Raw genomic sequence first — 15,640 nt, 5'->3', positions numbered from 1 at the left:
GACCCTAACGAGGTGACTCCTGTCGGTGCTGTTCGCCCTGCTGCACCGGATGCTGTACGCGACGGAAAAGCAGATCGTTCACCACGTGACCCTTGTCCAGGCCCTGCCCCTCGAAACGGGTCAGCGGCCGGTATCCGGGACGTGCCGCGAAACCGCCCCCGGCCTGGGTGTTCTCGAACGCCGGGTGCGCGTCGAGGACGTCGAGCATCTGTTCGGCGTACGGCTCCCAGTCCGTCGCGCAGTGCACGACGGCCCCGGGCCTGAGCCGGGTGGCGGCGAGGTCGAGGAACTCGGGCTGGATCAGCCGCCGCTTGTGGTGCCGCTTCTTGGGCCAGGGGTCCGGGAAGTACACCCGCAGCCCGTCCAGCGACTCGGGCGGGAGCATCTCCCGCAGCAGGATGATCGCGTCCCCGTTGGCGACCCGGACGTGGGTCAGCCCGTTCTGTTCGGCGAGGTTGAGCAGGTTCCCCTGCCCCGGCGTGTGCACGTCGACGGCGAGGATGTTGGTGTCCGGGTCTTCGGCGGCCATCTGCGCGGTCGCCTCGCCCATGCCGAAGCCGATCTCCAGGACGACGGGGTTGCCGTTCCCGAACAGCGCGCCGAGATCGATGACGTGCTGCCCGTCGATGTCCAGCCCCCATGTGGGCCACAGCCGCTGCAGGGCGTCGGCCTGTCCGGCGGTCACCCGGCTGCGCCGTGGCTGGAAACTGCGGATCCGCCGCTCGAAGTGGGAGCCGGCCGGATCGGCGCTGGGCCCGTCGGGGAACCGCGGCTCTCCCTTGGGCCGGGTGGGCCGCACCGGCACACCGGGAACGTACGGAGAGTCCGCGCCGGGGACGGTCTCGGCGGGCCTGGGGGCTTCTGGGGCATTGAGCGAGTCAGACACAGTGCCCTCGATTTTACGGCCCGTGCGGAACCCCTCGACAGCGTCAGGCCCGGCCACCGCGGTCCTCACACCGAGTCCAGCATCTCCAGCGCCCGGCGCGCCACCTCCCGCCCGATGGGCAGCGAGGCCGTCGCCGCGGGCGAGGGCGCGTTCAGCACGTGGACCGTCCGCGGGCCCTCCTTGATCAGGAAGTCGTCGACCAGCGAGCCGTCCCGCAGCACGGCCTGTGCCCGCACCCCGGCCGCCGCCGGCACCAGGTCCGCCTCCGTCACCGCCGGCAGCAGCCGTCGTACGGCCGCCGTGAACGCCCGCTTCGAGACCGACCTGCGCAGCTCGCCGCCCCCGTACCGCCAGTGCCGCCTGGCCAGCGCCCACGACCCCGGCCAGGCCAGCGTCCCGGCGACCTCCCGGGGGCGGACGACGCCCCAGCCGTACCCCTCCCGGGCCAGCGCCGGCACCGCGTTGGGGCCGATGTGCACGCCCCCGTCGATGCCCCGGGTGAGGTGCACCCCGAGGAACGGGAACGCCGGATCGGGCACCGGATACACCAGCCCCCGCACCAGCTCCCGCCGCGCCAGCTCGTAGTACTCCCCGCGGAACGGCACGATCCGCATCCCCGGGTCGTCCCCGGCCAGCCGGGCGATCTCGTCGCAGTACAGCCCCGCGCAGTTCACCAGCACGCGCCCGCGTACGACGTCCCCGCGCTCGGTGCGCACGGCCACGCCCCGCTCCGGCCGCCGGTCGACGCGCTCGATCCGGGCCCCGTAGCGGATCTCCGCCCCGGAGGCCTCGCCGAACTGCCGGGCGACCCCCACGTAGTCGCACACGCCGGTCGTCCCGACGTGTATGGCGGCCAGCCCCCGCACCTCGGGCTCGAACTCCGCGATCTGGGCGCCGCTCAGCTCGCGCACCGGTATCCCGTTCTCCCGGCCGCGCTGCACGAGCGCGTGCAGCCGGGGCAGCTCGGCCCGGTCGGTGGCGACGATCAGCTTGCCGGTGACGGCGTGCGCGATGCCGTACTCCGCGCAGAACTTGACCATCTCGGCCGCGCCCTTGACGGCGTAGCGCGCCTTCAGCGACCCGGGCCGGTAGTAGATCCCGCTGTGGATGACCCCGCTGTTCCGGCCCGTCTGGTGTCGTGCCGGCCCGGCCTCCTTCTCCAGGACGGTGACCCGGGTGCCCGGCGCGGCCCGGCTGATCGCGTACGCCGTGGACAGCCCGACGATCCCACCCCCGACGACGAGCACATCACAGTCATAGGCGACCCCGGCAGACACCTGCACCACCTCCCACACTCGATAGTGCACTGCGCCACTGACATCACTTTGAAACGTCCCGCGCGCGCCGGGACGGACCGCCCCGGCCGGCCGGGGCGGTTGTCACGCCGGTGTCATCAGCAGGGGCCGTGCCCGCTCCCGCAGCTCCGCCACCCGCGGCTCGTCCCCGTACGGTTCCAGCCGGTGCAGCAGATCCTTCACGTACTCGGTGGTCCGGGCCGACGAGATCCGCCCGGCGACCTCCACGGCCCGCACTCCCTGCTCGCAGGCCGCGTCGAGGTTTCCGGACTCCAGTTCGGCGACGGCCGAGACGACCAGCCGCAGCCCGTGCGACCGCACGAACTCCTCGGTCGGCTTGGACAGCGCCTGCTCCGTGAACCGCCGCACCTGCCGTGGGGCCTTCAGGTCCCGGTAGCACTCGGCGGCGTCGGCGGCGAACCGGTCGTATCCGTAGAAACCCAGCCAGGAGGGGTCGTTGTCGCCCTCCCGGGCCCGCTCCAGCCAGCCCTCCGCCGCCTTCAGCGCGGCACCCGCGGCCTGCGCGTCCCCCGCGCGCGCGTGGGCCCGTGCCTCGACCAGCCGGAAGAAGCTCATCGTCCGGGCGGTGGCCAGGCCCCGGTTGCGCTCGACGGCGGCCTGCGCGAGATCGACGCCCTCGTCGCCGAACCCGCGGTAGGTCGCCTGCAGCGACATCGATGCCAGGACGTACCCGCCGAGCGGCACGTCGGCCGCCGCGCGCGCGAGCCGCAGCGCCTGGATGTAGTACCGCTGCGCGGCCTCCTGCTGTCCGGTGTCGAAGGCCATCCACCCGGCCAGCCGGGTCAGTTCGGCGCTCGCCCCGAACAGCGCCCGTCCGACCTCGTCGGAGTACGCGCCGAGCAGCAGCGGTGCCGCCTCCACTCGTAAGCACTCCGGCACCATCGAGGAACGCCAGTCGCCGCCGCCGTACTTGGAGTCCCAGCGTCTGGCGTCCTCGGCCGCCTCCCGCAGCTTCTGCACGTCGCTGTGGCCGACTTTGAGCGGTGCGCCGGAGGCCTCCGCGGCGTTCGCCTCGCGCGCGACGGAACTGTCGGCGGGGGTTATCAGCCATCGTGAGGCGGGCGTCGCGTAAGCGCTCACCGCGAAGGAACCGGCCAGCGACTGCCAGATGCCGCCGGAACCGGCCCGGCGGCCGGCGAGGTCGAGTCGGTACAGCTCGGTGGCCGAGCGGACCGCCTGTCCTACGTCCCTCGGGAAGGCGAGGCCCACTTCGGGCGCGGGATCCGCGTCCGCCAGGCCGATCTCGTGGAGCGGCACCGGGCGGCCGAGCTTCTGGCCGATCGCGGCCGCGATGAGATGCGGCGCGGCGCCCTGCGGCACCATGCCCTTCGACACCCAGCGCGCCACCGACGTCTTGTCGTAGCGAAGAGTCAACCCGCGTTGAGCGCCAAGGTCGTTGACGCGTCGCGCGAGTCCTGCGTTGCTGATTCCCGCGAGGGCGAGAACGGTGCCGAGTTTTTCGTTCGGCCCGCGTTGCTCCCTGGACATGCGCCACCCCTCGACACAGACGGCTGCCGCGCTGGCATAACCACGCGGCATTCGTAAACCCAGCGTAGTTCGCCGCATCCCAAGCGTTAAGGGGCATTGTTCCGGATGGCGGGATTGTGGTCCGTACGCGAGTGCGGCCCCTGTACGCACCGTGCACGGCGGGTCGCGTCGTGCCCCCGCCGTGTGGCCGTGCGCCTGTGCGTGCGCTCTTCTCCGGCCATCGGGGGAGCGATTCCATGGTTGGTGCGTGGGTCGGCCCGCTGTACTGGATCCAGTGGGCTGGGGGACACCGCCACCTCAATCCCCGCGGGTGGCGGACCGGTCCGGGAGGCGATGCCCGCCTCCCGGACTGTGCGCGTTCGAGTACGAGTGCGTGCGGTGCGCAAAGCATGTACGGAGCGTGCGCACCGCCGCACCGACCTCGCCGAATTGGCTGAAAATCGCCCCATCGTTCTGCGGGTGATCAACGCTCCTACCACGGGAATTGAGGGCGCGAAGGGCGTTCTGGGGGAGCGTACGGGGGGCGCATTCGCGTCGCAGTCTCTTTGTGCCGTACGGCGGTTCGGCTCTCCGGCGGCTTCCGGGCACCGGCCGCGCGGGCGCCGGTCCTGCGGCAACTCCGGGAAAACTTCCGAGGATCAAAGGCGGCCCCACCGCCACTCCGCAGCCCGTCCTTCATGGCAGCATGGGGACCCGGTTCGTACCGTGCATGGTTGTCCACAGCCTGTGGAGGCGTCGATGCGGTGGTTGGTGGGATGGAGCAGCACCGCCTCCGGTGCCGCCACGCTCGGCTCCGCCGGCGCCACGGGCTACGACGGCGAGACCGTCCACCCCGTCGGATCCCAGTTGCTGTGGGGCGACCCGGACCCGCTCTGGGCGGTCGGCGACTGGCGCCCCGACGAGGTGCGCGTCATCAGGGCCGACGCCCAGAACCGTATCGCCGTCCTCGGTACCTGCGGCGCCAGCGACGAGGAGCTGCGCCTCGGCCTCTTCACGGCGCGCGGGGGCGCACTCCGGCATCTGACCGCCTGGCCCGGCAGCTACACCGCCGTCGTCCAGGTCGGCCGCCGGATCACCGTCTGCGGCGACCTGGCCGGCGCCCGCCCGGTCTTCCACACCCCCTGGGCAGGCGGTACGGCCTATGCCACGGCCGCGCTGCCGCTCGCCGACCTGATCGAGGCCAACCTCGACTACGGCCACCTCGCCGCCCTCCTGGCCGCCCCGGACGTACCGGCGGCGGTGCACGACTCGACTCCGTACGAGGGCGTGCGGCGCATTCCGCCGGGGCATGCGCTGATCCTGCGCACCGGGGCGCGCGAGGTCGCCGGGTACGAGCAGGTCGCCTCGCTCGCGGTCGCGGCGCCCGCCGCCGACCCCGACCGCGCGGTGGACGCCGTACGGGACGCACTCGTAGAGGCCGTACGCGCGCGGCTGTCGGCACCCCGGCACGTCCCGGACATCGACCCCGGTCCGGTGCCCGGCATGGGCCCCGCCGAACGGCGTGCGGCGCGCGGGATGCCGGTGCCGGGCATCGGCGCCGACCTGTCCGGCGGCCCCGCCTCCGGCACCCTCGCCCTGCTGGCCGCCGGGCTGCCCGGCATGCCCGGCATGCCCGGCACCATCCTGGGCCACGGCACCGGCGCGGGCGAGCGACTGCTGGCGGTCACCTTCAACGACCTCGCCGTCGGCGGCCGCGAGGCGGAGCTCGAACGGGCGGGAAGCCTGGCGGCCAACCCGCGACTGCACCACGTGGTGGTGACCGGCGGCGAGGACGTGCTCCCGTACGCCGACCTGGAAGGACCGCTGACCGACGAACCCGGCCCCTCCCTGGTGCACGCCGCCCGGCACCGCGCCCGCCTGGCCGCCGGCAGCGCCGACCACTTCACCGGCTACGGCGCCCGCCAGGTCCTGGACGCGCACCCCGCGCGCCTCGCCGACCTGCTGATGGACCGCAAGCGCCGGCACCTGGTCCGCCCGGTCGCCGCGCTCGCCAAGGCAGACGGCTCGGTGATGGTCTCCGCGCGCGTGTACGGCGCGGCACGACGGCTCGCGCGCACGCCGTACGGCGCGGGCGTCGAGTCCCTCGCCGAACGCCTGCTGCGGCGCCGCTTCGACGAGCCGGGGGGCGCGGTGGGCGCGTCGCTCGCCGCGCTCAGCTGGGCGAGACCCGGGCCCGCCGCGCGCTGGCTGACGGGAGAGGCACTGGCTGAAGTATCGGTTCTGCTCCAGGGGGCGGCGAACCGGTCGGGCGTCGGACCCGGCCAGCGTCCCGGCGACTACCGCGCGCGTGCGGTGCTGGCCCGGCACGCGGCCGACATCCGCGTCCTGGAACAGGCCGCGGAGATCCGCTCGCAGCGCCTGCACGCGCCCTTCCTCGACAACCAGGTGGTCCGCGCCTGCCGTGCCCTGCCCGAAGCGCTGCGCGTGCAGCCGGGAGCGCGCGCCGCCATCCTCCGCACGGTCCTGGAGGGCGCCGGCGTCGCCGACCTCCCGCCGGGCTGGGGCGCCACCTCCCACGCCTCCTCCGCGGCGGGGCCCCCCCCCCGGGGGGGGGGGGGGGCCCCCCCCCCCCCCCCCGCCGGGAGCCCCCCCCCCCCCGGCCCCCGCGGGGGGGGGGGGGGGCCCGGGGGGGCGCCGGGGCCCACCCGGCCCGCCCGGGCGGCGGGGGGGGGGGGGGGGGGGGCCCCCCGGGCGGGGCCCCCCCCCCGCCGCCCACGCCGCACCGACGGTGCGGACGGCCTCCCGCTCAGCTGTTCTCGTGCTCAGCTGTTCTCGGCCGCGAACATCCAGCGCTGCTTCTCCAGGTCCGCGGTGATCGAGATCAGCAGGTCCTGGGTGACCGGGTCGGGCTCGGCGGTCGCGGCGATCCGCTCGCGCAGCCTTCCGGCCGCCGCCTCCAGCGTGCGCACCATCAGGTCGACGACCTCGTCGTCCCGCAGCCAGCCGTCCTTGGCGCCGGGCAGCGAGAAGGCGGCGGCGACCGTCTCCGGACGGCCGTCCGGAGAGACGCCCAGCGCGGCGGCACGTTCCGCGACGGTGTCCGAGTGGGCGCGCGCGGTGGCGACCACCTCGTCGAGCTGCAGATGGACCGAACGGAACCGGGGCCCGACGATGTTCCAGTGCGCCTGCTTCCCGATCAGGGACAGCCCCAGCAGGTCCACCAGGGTCTCCTGGAGAGCGGTCCCGGTGACCCGGAGCGCTTCTTCGGGCAGCGTGCTCTTCACCACGGTCATGCCTGCGATTCCTTCCTCATGCGATGATCACCGAGCGGGTGCCCGGGCCGGGCAGCGGCAAACGCCGGGACGGTACTTACCGGATCGGCTTGTCCGGACATAACATCGGTCCCCGCATGAACACCATGACCCTCTGGCACATATCCGGCTGGGAGTTCGCCGCCCTGGCCCTCGCCACGCTGCTCGTCGGCTTCTCGAAGACCGCCGTCAGCGGAGCCAACACCGTCAGCCTCGCCGTCTACGCCGCGATCCTCCCGGCCCGCGCCTCCACCGGCGTCCTGCTGCCGATCCTGATCGCGGGCGACGTCCTGGCCGTCGCCACCTACCGCCGGCACGCCCACTGGCCCACGCTCTGGCGGCTGTTCCCCGCCGTCGCCGCGGGCGTGGTGGTCGGCACGCTGTTCCTGGTGTGGGCCGACGACCGGGTCGTGGGGACGTCGATCGGCGCGATCCTGCTGCTGATGGCCGGCGTCACCCTGTGGCGGCGGCGCGGGGCCGGCCGGCCGGACGACCCGGACGCGGTCACCACCCGGGCGGGCCGGGTCAAGGCCGGTTCCTACGGCGTCCTCGGCGGCTTCACCACGATGGTCGCCAACGCGGGCGGCCCGGTGATGTCGATGTACCTGCTGTCGGCGGGCTTCCGCAAACTCGGTTTCCTCGGCACCTCGGCGTTCTTCTTCCTGATCGTGAACGTCTCCAAGGTGCCCTTCAGCGCCGGCCTCGGGCTGATCGACGGCGACTCGCTGCTGCTGGACGCCGCGCTCGTGGTGTTCGTGGTGCCCGGCGCGCTCATCGGCAAGTGGGCGGTGGACCGGATCAACCAGCGGCTGTTCGAACAGCTGGTCATCGCGGCGACGATCGTCGGCGGCCTCCAGCTGCTCCTGCGCTGACCGGTCCTGAGCACTCGCGACGACCGGTCCGGCACCCGGGAATGCGACCGCGGGACCCGTTGTTACAACCATCGTGATTGACATGCTCGGATCATTGATCGCGGGTGTGGGCGAAGGGAGAACCTCATGGCACGCAGCACCGCGCGTCCTGTCGTCAGACTGAAGTCGACGGCCGGGACCGGAGTCACCTATGTGACCCGCAAGAACCGCCGCAACGACCCCGACCGGCTGGTCCTGCGCAAGTACGACCCGGTGGCCGGCGCACACGTGGACTTCCGCGAAGAGCGCTGAACCGCCGAGAACGACCGGGCCCGACGCTCCGGAACCACCACCGGAGCGTGGCCCCAGGAAGGAAACCCCATGAAGGCCCGCATCCATCCCGAATCCCGTCTCGTCGTCTTCCGCGACCGCGCCGCGGACGTCGCCTTCCTCACCCGTTCCACCGCCGACTCGTCCCGGACGGTCGAGTGGGAGGACGGCGTCACGTACCCGGTGATCGACGTCGAGGTCTCGTCCGCGTCGCACCCCTTCTACACCGGCAGGTCACGGGTCCTGGACAGCGCCGGCCGGGTGGAGCGCTTCGAGCGCCGCTACGGCCGCACCGCCGCGGCCCGCGGCTGACCCGCCCCGGCGACCGACACGAGGAGAACGAGAACCATGAAGGTACGCAACTCCCTGCGCTCACTGAAGGCCAAGCCCGGCGCCCAGGTGGTCCGCCGCCACGGCGTGGTCTACGTGATCAACAAGAAGGACCCCCGGTCCAAGGCCCGCCAGGGCTGACCGGACCCGCTTCGCACGACGGCCGCCCGGCCCACCGCCGGGCGGCCGTCCCGCGTCCCGGCCCGCCCTGCGCGGCCCGTACGCTCGCCCCATGTCCCCGCACGTCCTGATCCTCGGCGGCACCACCGAGGCCCGCGAACTGGCCGCCGCGCTCGCCGCCCACCCCGGCGTCCGCGTCACGACCTCCCTGGCGGGGCGCGTCACCCGGCCGGGGGCGCTGGCCGGAGAGGTCCGGGTGGGAGGCTTCGGCGGGGCGGAGGGCCTCGCCGACTGGCTGCGCGCCGAACGCGTGGACGCCCTGGTGGACGCCACCCACCCGTTCGCCGGCACGATCACCGCGAACGCGGCCCTGGCCGCTGCCCAAGCCGGTGTCCCGGCCCTGGTGCTGCGCCGCCCGGGCTGGCGGCCGGGCCCCGGCGACCGCTGGCACCCGGTCCCGTCCCTGCCCGCGGCGGCCGGCCTGCTGCCCCGCTTCGGCCCCCGGGTCCTGCTCACCACCGGACGCCTCGGCCTGTCCGCCTTCGCGCACCTGGCCGACCGGCACTTCGTCGTCCGCTCGGTGGAACCGCCCGAGCCCCCGATGCCCCGGCACACCGAAGTGCTGCTGGCCCGCGGTCCTTTCACGGTCGCCGACGAGACCGCGCTGCTCCAGGAGAACCTGATCGACGTGCTGGTCACCAAGGACAGCGGGGGAGCGGCGACGGCCGCCAAGCTCACGGCCGCCCGCGAGCTGGGGCTGCCCGTCGTCGTCGTACGACGCCCGCCGCTGCCGGCCGGGGTGACGGCGGTGCCCGACGTGGCGGCCGTACTGGAAGGGCTGGCCCTCGGCCCCGCGGGACCGGGCCGGACGCCGGTCATCCCTCCCGCGGAGCCTCACGGCGGCGGCGCAGCAGATACGTGTCCATGATCCAGCCCTTGCGCTCGCGGGCTTCGGCCCGCAGCCGCTCGATCCGCGGACCGGCCTCGGCGATCGGACCGGAGACCAGGATCTCGTCGGGCGTGCCGAGGTAGGCGCCCCAGTAGATGTCGATGTCCTGGTCCGCGTACCGCCGGAAGGCCTGGTGCGCGTCCAGCATCACGACCACGTCGTCCACACCGTCCGGCAGCCCCTCGGCGAGCCGCCGCCCGGTGGTGATCTGCACCGGCCCGCCCACCCGGTTCAGCCCGGTGCGGTGCCGGGCCACCAGCGACGACACACTGCTGATCCCGGGGATCACGTCGTACTCGAACGCCACTGCGCCCCGGGCCAGCACCTCTTCGAGGATCGCCAGCGTGCTGTCGTACAGCGACGGATCGCCCCACACCAGGAACGCGCCGGTCTGTTCCGCGCCGAGCTCCTCGAGGATCAGCCGCTCGTAGATGTCCGCGCGGGCGCTGCGCCAGTCGCCGACGGCCGGCGAGTACGCCCCGCCGCTCGCGGCCCGGTCCCGGTCCGGGTCCCGCGCCTCGACCACCCGGAAGCCGCCGCCCGGCAGGTGCGTGCCCAGCATGTCCCGGCGCAGTCCGGTCAGGTCGCTCTTGACCTCGCCCTTGTCGAGCAGGAAGAACACGTCCGTGCTCCGCAGCGCCCGGACGGCCTGGAGGGTGAGCTGGTCGGGGTCGCCCGCGCCGATACCGATGACATGAATCTTTCGCACGCCCCGAGTCTGCCGCATGCCACCGCCGGACGATCACCCCCGGTGCAGCCGCGGCGCCTCGGTGCCCGCGTCGACGGCTCCGGCGCCGCCCTCCACCCGCCCGGCCAGTGCCCGCGCCCACGCGGCGAGCCCGTCCAGCTCCATCCCGTAGGGCCGCCGGACCCCGCTGCCGGCCGCCCACTCCTCGACCGCGCCCGCACCGCGCCGCAGCAGCCGAGCCCCGCCGGTCGCGTTCCCGCGCGCCGCGTGCGTGAGCCCGACGGCCAGCTGGGCCAGCCCCCGCCACAGGCTCCGCTCCGCCTCGGGCCCCGCCTTCCAGGCGTCCTCGAAGACCTCGTGCGCGTGGAAGGGCTTCCCGGCGTCCAGCAGTGCCTGCGCCTCGGCGACGGTCTCGTCCGGGGTCCGGACGATCCCCTCCGCCTGCCGCTCGACGCCCGGCGCGCCGTACGGCAGCGGCCGCCCCAGCCCGTCCCGCGGCCGGGCGCTGCGCGCCCGCCCCTCGGCGTCCCGGTCCCGTGCTTCCGCTCCGGTGTTTCCCCTACGGCCCATACGACCGATTGTCCCCTGGCCGCCCACCCTCTTTCGGTCCGTCCGGCGAGGTGCGGTAAAGTGCTCTCCGCGTGATCGCGCGGGTCACCGCGAGTGAGCGCATCGGGACGTGGCGCAGCTTGGTAGCGCACTTGACTGGGGGTCAAGGGGTCGCAGGTTCAAATCCTGTCGTCCCGACTGGAGACAGTCGCAGGTCAGGGCCGGTTTCGGAGGTATCCGGAACCGGCCCTTGATCATTTTTCGGGACCGGGTGGGGACCGCGTTCCTTGACCCGTCCGCCCTCGACGTGAAGCAGCCGCGCACCCACCCACCAGCTCACTCGAGCGAGACTGTCTGGTTGACCAGGTGTGGGCTGCGCTGAACGTCGGGGGCCGCGCCGGTGACGTCGGGGAGGCGGACGGCGAGCAGGGCGACGTCGTCGTCGTTGTCGTGGGGCCGGGAGCGTTGCAGCAGGTGGTCGGCGAAGGCGTCCAGGTCGCGGTGGGCCAGGGAGGCGGCGTGCCGGCGCAGGTTCTCCATCCCTGCGTCCAATGACTGTCTGCGGGATTCGATCAAACCGTCCGTGTAGAAGACGAGTGTCGAGGCCGGGGGAAGGGTGACGCGGGCCTCGGAACGTGGCTGGGACGCAGGCATGCCGAGGAGGAGACCGTTGGCGCCGGTGAGGTAGCGGGTCAGGCCGTCACGACCGACGAGCAGCGGCGGCGGGTGGCCTGCGTTGCTCCACCGCAGCTGCCAGGCGCCGGTTGCGTCGACCGCCAGCCGGGCCAGGATCATGGTCGCCATGCGGACGTCGGTGATCTGTGTCATGGCCTCGTTGAGGTGCTCGACGATGCCGTGCGTCGGCCGGTCCTGCGACCAGGTGAACGCGCGGATCATGTTGCGCAGCTGCGCCATGCCGGCCGCCGCTTCGAGATCGTGACCGACGACGTCGCCGATGACCAGTGCGGTGTCACCGCCGGGCAGGGGGAACGCGTCGTACCAGTCGCCGCCGACGTAGGAGGCGTCCGGGGCGGAGAGATAGCGGGCAGTCATGCCGACTCCCGGCAGATACGGCAGCTGGGGCAGCAGATAGCGTTGCATGGTCTCGGCGACCTGGCGCTGGCGCTGGTAGTGACGGGCGTTCTCCAGCGCCAGACCGACGCGCCGGGCGATGTCCTCGAGCAGGACCAGGTCGTGCCCGGTGAAGGCCTCTCCACCGTCGGAGCGGCCGAGCGTGAGCGCGCCCATGACCTCTCGCGGTCCCCGGATGGGGGCGATCACCGCGGTCTTGATCCCCGTCACCCGGAACAGCTTGCGCTGCTCGACGGCGATACCGCTGTCCGGTTCGCCTTCGTAGGTCTGGGGGCCGGCCAGGTTGGACGCCACCCCTCGCAGCGCCCTGGAGAGGGGCATGAGGGAAGCGTCGGAGACCGGCGGCATCGGCCCTTGGAGATCTTCGCGCACGGTGAGGCCGTCGGTGCCTGCGTGGACCACCAGATGCCGCGACACGTCATCACTCTCCGTGATCATGTCGATGACGGCCCAGTCCGCGAGGCGCGGCAGTACCAAGGCGACCACGCGGTGCAGCGCCTCGTCCACATCGTTGTTGGAGATGAGCTGGGCGGTGATGTCGGCGAGCAGGGCCAGCCGTTCCAGCTTCGACAGGGGACGAGAGGCGACCGGGGACGGGATGGGCCGCACACCGGGGTCGGTGGTGGTGTCGGTCATGACCGCTCCTTGGTGAGCCGTGCAACGCGGCGCAGAACGGAGCGGTCGAGGCCCGACAGGTCACTCACACCCGCTGTGGGCGGACAAAGGTACCGGTCGGGTGACAGCGAGCATCCGGCCCCTGAGGTGCCGGATGCTGTACTGCGGTCGGTGCTTGACGATGGGGGGAACTACCTGGTGGGGCTGCTGTTTCCCCAACAACCGACCGAGCGGCCACAAGAGGCCACAGCGTCATTTGTAGCACAGGGGTTCCCGTCGATTCCCCGTCGTACCCGTAGGGCTGACCACGCTGCGGCGGCGTTTGCGGCGGCGGAGGTCTAATCCTCGCCCTTGACGATGTTCGAGTCGGCACTCGTGTGCCCGGAGGATGCGGCGCTCTGTTCCGCAACGGCGGGGACCCAGGTGCGCACACCGCCGCGCGGCATGAGGTGCGCCTTCGCCCAGCCGGTCCGCGCTACTCGGAGGGCAGGTTTGCCTGCTGTTCGCGTGGCCACGACAACTCATCTTCTCTCGGCAGGTTGTCCGCCGGTCGCGTAACCCCTTCACCCTCCTTGAAACACCATTCACCTGACCGCCTTGCCAGGAACTGCGCGAGTCAGCCGGTGCTCAGCCATGTTTCCCAGAGTTGGTGTGAGCCACGATCGGCCGGGGTACTCGGCGTGCACCCTACGCGGGGCGCCCCGCAGGATTCCCAACCCAGGCCGCGGACCGGCCGCGGGGCACTCGGCATCCCGCACCCTCTGCGAGGCCTCTCATGAGCCGTCTCTTCTCGCCGCTCACCCTCCGCGGAACGACCTTCCCGAACCGGGCCTGGGTGGCACCCATGTGCCAGTACAGCTCGGTCGACGGTTATCCGCAGGACTGGCATCTGGTCCATCTGGGCTCCCTGGCGCGCGGTGGGTCAGGCCTGGTCATGCAGGAGGCCACGGCAGTGGAGCCAGAGGGCCGGATCACCCCCTTCGACGCCGGCATCTGGGATGACGGGCAGGCCGCCGCGTACAAGCGGATCACCGACTTCGTCCACGGGCAGGGAGCCGTCGCGGGCATCCAGATCTCCCACGCCGGCCGCAAGGCGTCGACGGCGCCGCCGTGGGAGGGCGACATGTACGTGGAACCGGGGGCCGGAGGATGGGGGACGGTCGCTCCGTCCCCTCTGCCGTTCGGCGACTGGCCGGCCCCGCGGGAACTCGGCGCGGACGATATCCGCGCGCTGGTCCGGGCCTTCGGCGCGGCCGCCGTGCGGGCGCGGTCAGCCGGCTTCGAGGTCCTGGAGATCCATGCCGCGCACGGCTATCTCCTGCACCAGTTCCTGTCACCGCTGTCCAACCACCGCAGCGACGAGTACGGAGGCGATCTCGACGGGCGCAGCCGTTTCCTGGTCCAGGTCACCGACACCGTGCGCGCGCAGTGGCCGGAGGACCGTCCCTTGTTCGTCCGCTTCTCGGCCACGGACTGGGCCGACGGCGGCTGGACCACGGAGGAGACGGTCGAGTTGTCGCGGCACCTGGTGGCCCACGGTGTCGATCTGGTGGACATCACCAGCGGCGGGCTCGTCCACAACGCCCGGGTCGAAGTGGAGCCCGGCTACCAGGTGCCCTTCGCCCGAGCCGTCCGCGAGGGTGCGGCCCTGCCCGTCTCCGCCGTCGGTCTGATCACCGCACCGGAGCAGGCCGACCAGATCCTGGTGGACGGCTCGGCCGACGCGGTCATGCTCGCGCGCGAACTGCTGCGCAACCCGACGTGGCCGCTCCGTGCGGCCCGCGTCCTCGGTGACGACGTGTCCTGGCCGAAGCAGTACCAGCGTGGCCGCCCGCGTCAGCGCTGAGGTCCTCGCGCCGGAGGCCTCGGGAATCAGGCCCACGGCGAGGACGTTTTCTCCGATATGAGCGATCAAGGCGCTAAAGCGGCATTTTCCGCGCCCCGGAGCGAGTGGCTGCGGGGGCTGCTCGACGCTGACCGGATCGGCACGCTGCAGCAGATATCCGCACTGAGCCGTGAGTACGCCGGGATCGTCGAGGCCAACGCACTGGTGGCCATCGACGACGAACACGATCCGGAGGGGGCCAGCACGGCTTTCGAGCGGGCACACGTCGCCGCCCTGCTGTCCCAGACGCGCGAGCATCTCGACGATCTGGACCGTGCCCTGGAACGGTTGGAGAGAGGCGACTGCGGGCGCTGCGAGCAATGCGGTGAGCTGATCCCGATGGAGCGCCTCGAAGTTCGCCCGGCCGCGAAGACCTGCGTGCGCTGCGCGCCCGTGGCTCGCGGAAGGGGGCGTGGCTGAGGGCGCCCACCGCGCGCGGGGTCGCCGTCCCCCGCAGCGCGCGGATGGCCCGCCCTCGGGCGGAACTGGGTGAAGTCGGGGGCGGGGATCGGACCGGAGGTTGCGCGGGTCCCACGCGCGCGAGCCCGCCGCGCCCCCGACGGTGCATCACCTGCCCCCACGTCCCATCGGGCCTGGTCCACGAATCGGACGCTGGTCGCCCGCAGACTGCGTTTGCGCTTGATGCGACCCCAGGTGACGGTAGAGAGATCCAACGGTTCCACGGCGGCGATCAATGCCTTCACGGCGCGTGTCCTCGACAGTCCGGTGAGGGAGTTTCCACGGCGTCCAGGTCTCCCCACCAGGGCTGGATGATGATCTTCACTGGCGGCACCCCGCTCCGCCACGACGGCCAAAGCCCCGAGCGGTAGAGGTGATGCGGCGAGCGGCGAGCAGTGTCAGGCCGTCGGCGCGGCGGTCGTAGCGGCGTTCCGATCATCGACAACGTGAACCGAGTAACGGCAGAGGAGACCAAGATGGCAACACAGGTCAGGAAAGCGCTTCTGGTACGCCTCGAGGCACTGCCCGGCAGGGAGGACGACGTCCGCGACTTCTTGAACCAGGGGCTGTCGATCGTCGAGGGGGAGCCCAAGACCGTCAGGTGGTTCGGAGTCCAGTTCGGACCCTCGTCGTTCGGGATCTTCGATGCCTTTCCCGACGACGACGGGCGCAAGGCGCATCTGTCGGGTGCGGTCGCGAAAGCGCTCGGTGAGAACACGGGTGAGCTCTTCGAGGAGCCCACGATCGAGCAGCTCGATGTCGTCGTGGAGAAGCAGCCCGTGTAGGGCAGGTCCTGCCCGTGGGCGCGTGGATCAGCCGAGTGGATTCGAC

At 72.5% G+C, this 15,640-nt stretch carries 15 protein-coding genes, 1 tRNA gene and 1 pseudogene; 10 read left to right on the top strand and 7 right to left on the bottom strand.

Annotated elements, in window-relative coordinates:
* Nucleotides 1-4: 4 nt before the first annotated feature.
* The 3 genes from trmB to ACIRQ9_RS00465 form a co-directional block, all read right to left on the bottom strand.
* The gene (trmB, locus tag ACIRQ9_RS00475; protein WP_404165622.1) at nucleotides 5-886 is read right to left on the bottom strand and encodes a tRNA (guanosine(46)-N7)-methyltransferase TrmB; all 882 of its coding nucleotides are present in this window, start codon (nucleotides 884-886) and stop codon (nucleotides 5-7) included.
* Nucleotides 887-951: 65 nt separating this feature from the next.
* Nucleotides 952-2,172: an L-2-hydroxyglutarate oxidase gene (lhgO, locus tag ACIRQ9_RS00470; RefSeq protein WP_404165620.1), complete on the bottom strand. Its 1,221-nt coding sequence runs from the start codon at nucleotides 2,170-2,172 to the stop codon at nucleotides 952-954.
* 93 nt (nucleotides 2,173-2,265) lie between these two features.
* On the bottom strand, nucleotides 2,266-3,690 hold the full coding sequence (locus tag ACIRQ9_RS00465) for an MFS transporter (RefSeq protein WP_404165618.1): 1,425 nt from the start codon (nucleotides 3,688-3,690) through the stop codon (nucleotides 2,266-2,268).
* A gap of 738 nt (nucleotides 3,691-4,428) precedes the next feature.
* On the opposite strand from ACIRQ9_RS00465, the pseudogene ACIRQ9_RS00460 reads away from it, so the two are divergent.
* Nucleotides 4,429-6,222 (top strand): annotated as a pseudogene (locus tag ACIRQ9_RS00460) (asparagine synthase-related protein); the annotation flags it as partial.
* Between the two features lie 230 nt (nucleotides 6,223-6,452).
* On the opposite strand, the gene ACIRQ9_RS00455 reads toward ACIRQ9_RS00460, so the two are convergent.
* Entirely contained in the window at nucleotides 6,453-6,923 is a 471-nt protein-coding gene (locus tag ACIRQ9_RS00455; RefSeq protein WP_404166379.1) for a Dps family protein, read from the bottom strand.
* 116 nt (nucleotides 6,924-7,039) lie between these two features.
* Between ACIRQ9_RS00455 and ACIRQ9_RS00450 the strand changes: the two genes are divergently transcribed.
* From ACIRQ9_RS00450 to ACIRQ9_RS00430, 5 genes are all read left to right on the top strand, one after another.
* Nucleotides 7,040-7,813 (top strand): sulfite exporter TauE/SafE family protein, encoded by a 774-nt coding sequence (locus ACIRQ9_RS00450; protein WP_404165616.1) that lies wholly within the window; start codon nucleotides 7,040-7,042, stop codon nucleotides 7,811-7,813.
* A gap of 126 nt (nucleotides 7,814-7,939) precedes the next feature.
* Entirely contained in the window at nucleotides 7,940-8,104 is a 165-nt protein-coding gene (gene rpmG, locus ACIRQ9_RS00445; protein ID WP_046728127.1) for a 50S ribosomal protein L33, read from the top strand.
* 69 nt (nucleotides 8,105-8,173) lie between these two features.
* Nucleotides 8,174-8,434 (top strand): type B 50S ribosomal protein L31, encoded by a 261-nt coding sequence (locus ACIRQ9_RS00440; protein WP_404165614.1) that lies wholly within the window; start codon nucleotides 8,174-8,176, stop codon nucleotides 8,432-8,434.
* A 36-nt stretch (nucleotides 8,435-8,470) separates the two neighbouring features.
* Complete coding sequence (ykgO, locus tag ACIRQ9_RS00435) at nucleotides 8,471-8,593, top strand: type B 50S ribosomal protein L36 (RefSeq protein ID WP_404165612.1); 123 nt, start codon at nucleotides 8,471-8,473, stop codon at nucleotides 8,591-8,593.
* A gap of 91 nt (nucleotides 8,594-8,684) precedes the next feature.
* The gene (locus ACIRQ9_RS00430; RefSeq protein WP_404165610.1) at nucleotides 8,685-9,500 is read left to right on the top strand and encodes a cobalt-precorrin-6A reductase; all 816 of its coding nucleotides are present in this window, start codon (nucleotides 8,685-8,687) and stop codon (nucleotides 9,498-9,500) included.
* On the opposite strand, the gene cobF is transcribed toward ACIRQ9_RS00430, so the two are convergent.
* Together cobF and ACIRQ9_RS00420 are read right to left on the bottom strand one after the other, a co-directional pair.
* A complete protein-coding gene (gene cobF / locus ACIRQ9_RS00425) occupies nucleotides 9,448-10,230 on the bottom strand; it encodes a precorrin-6A synthase (deacetylating) (protein WP_404165608.1) in 783 nt (260 codons plus the stop codon). The two genes, ACIRQ9_RS00430 and cobF, sit on opposite strands and share 53 nt — an antisense overlap.
* Nucleotides 10,231-10,263: 33 nt before the next feature.
* Complete coding sequence (locus ACIRQ9_RS00420) at nucleotides 10,264-10,779, bottom strand: DUF309 domain-containing protein (RefSeq protein WP_404165606.1); 516 nt, start codon at nucleotides 10,777-10,779, stop codon at nucleotides 10,264-10,266.
* A gap of 103 nt (nucleotides 10,780-10,882) precedes the next feature.
* Here ACIRQ9_RS00420 and ACIRQ9_RS00415 point away from each other — a divergent pair.
* Nucleotides 10,883-10,956, top strand: a tRNA-Pro gene (locus tag ACIRQ9_RS00415).
* Between the two features lie 138 nt (nucleotides 10,957-11,094).
* Here ACIRQ9_RS00415 and ACIRQ9_RS00410 read toward each other — a convergent pair.
* Nucleotides 11,095-12,486 (bottom strand): PP2C family protein-serine/threonine phosphatase, encoded by a 1,392-nt coding sequence (locus tag ACIRQ9_RS00410; protein ID WP_404165604.1) that lies wholly within the window; start codon nucleotides 12,484-12,486, stop codon nucleotides 11,095-11,097.
* Between the two features lie 754 nt (nucleotides 12,487-13,240).
* Between ACIRQ9_RS00410 and ACIRQ9_RS00405 the strand changes: the two genes are divergently transcribed.
* From ACIRQ9_RS00405 to ACIRQ9_RS00395, 3 genes are all read left to right on the top strand, one after another.
* Nucleotides 13,241-14,311 (top strand): NADH:flavin oxidoreductase/NADH oxidase, encoded by a 1,071-nt coding sequence (locus ACIRQ9_RS00405; RefSeq protein WP_404165602.1) that lies wholly within the window; start codon nucleotides 13,241-13,243, stop codon nucleotides 14,309-14,311.
* 57 nt (nucleotides 14,312-14,368) lie between these two features.
* Complete coding sequence (locus tag ACIRQ9_RS00400; protein WP_404165600.1) at nucleotides 14,369-14,770, top strand: TraR/DksA family transcriptional regulator; 402 nt, start codon at nucleotides 14,369-14,371, stop codon at nucleotides 14,768-14,770.
* A gap of 515 nt (nucleotides 14,771-15,285) precedes the next feature.
* Nucleotides 15,286-15,594: a putative quinol monooxygenase gene (locus ACIRQ9_RS00395; protein ID WP_404165598.1), complete on the top strand. Its 309-nt coding sequence runs from the start codon at nucleotides 15,286-15,288 to the stop codon at nucleotides 15,592-15,594.
* Nucleotides 15,595-15,640: the final 46 nt, after the last annotated feature.

Origin of the sequence: Streptomyces sp. NPDC101237 (assembly GCF_044767465.1) — a bacterium.
Taxonomy (GTDB): domain Bacteria; phylum Actinomycetota; class Actinomycetes; order Streptomycetales; family Streptomycetaceae; genus Streptomyces; species Streptomyces gramineus.
The sequence above is the reverse complement of the archived record's forward strand: the minus strand, read 5'-3'. Positions and strand labels throughout refer to the sequence as shown.